Below are 904 nucleotides of genomic sequence, written 5' to 3'. Positions count from 1 at the left end.
TTGTTTCGCTAACCGACGCGCCAACCGCATGAAGGTGCTGGTGCACGACGGGATCGGCGTGTGGCTGGCCGCGCGCCGGCTGAACCGCGGCAAGTTCACGTGGGCGCAGGCGACCCACGGTCCGCATATGGCGCTGGACGGCGACCAATGGCAGGCGCTGGTGCTGGGCCTGCCCTGGCAGCATGTCGGCACGGCCGGTGCGATCTCGGTGCTGTAGCGCCCGGCAATCCGGCAAGACGCCAATACCGCCACCGCGAGCGCTGCGGCATACTGGCGGCCATGAGCACCGCATCCCTGGATCACCTGGACGCGCAGCAACTGCGCGCATTGGCCGAACGCCTGATGGGCGAGGTGGCTACGCGTGACGCCCAGATCGCGGCGCACGACGCGGTGATCGCCGAGCGCGACCGCGTACTGCTCTTCAAACAGACGCACATCGACCAGCTCACGCAGGAACTGGCGCTGTACAAGCGCTGGCGCTACGGCAAGCGCAGCGAGCAGCTGAACCCAGCGCAGGCAAGCCTGCTAGAAGAGACGATGGATGCCGACATGGCGGCCATCGAAGAAGAAGTAAATGCGCTGCGCGCCTCGATCGCGCCAAAGCCTGCCGAACCGCAAGCGCCGCGACGCATGCGGCTGCCGCCTGAGCTGCCGCGCACCGACATCCATCACGAACCCGTCTCCACGATTTGCCGCTGCGGCTGTGGCTTAAAGCGCATCGGCGAGGACATCAGCGAGAAGCTGGATTACCTGCCGGGCGTCTTCTCGGTCGAGCGCCACATCCGCGGCAAGTGGGTGTGCGACCAGTGCGAGACGCTCACGCAGGCGCCCGTGCCCGCGCAGGTCATCGACAAGGGCATCCCGACGGCGGGGCTCTTGGCGCAGGTGCTGGTGGCGAAGTTCG

Annotated in this window: 2 protein-coding genes; both read left to right on the top strand. The window is 67.3% G+C overall.

All coding sequences use genetic code 11. The features are described 5' to 3' along the window. Positions 1-217: IS66 family insertion sequence element accessory protein TnpB (gene tnpB, locus ABD104_RS30215; RefSeq protein WP_343928889.1), on the top strand; the 217-nt coding region annotated here is incomplete at its 5' end. A 62-nt stretch (positions 218-279) separates the two neighbouring features. Beyond that, the coding region (locus ABD104_RS30210; protein WP_343928888.1) for an IS66 family transposase at positions 280-904 on the top strand (625 nt) is incomplete at its 3' end.

Origin of the sequence: Pigmentiphaga daeguensis (assembly GCF_039523035.1) — a bacterium.
In the GTDB taxonomy this organism is placed as follows: domain Bacteria; phylum Pseudomonadota; class Gammaproteobacteria; order Burkholderiales; family Burkholderiaceae_B; genus Pigmentiphaga; species Pigmentiphaga daeguensis.
The sequence above is the reverse complement of the archived record's forward strand: the minus strand, read 5'-3'. Positions and strand labels throughout refer to the sequence as shown.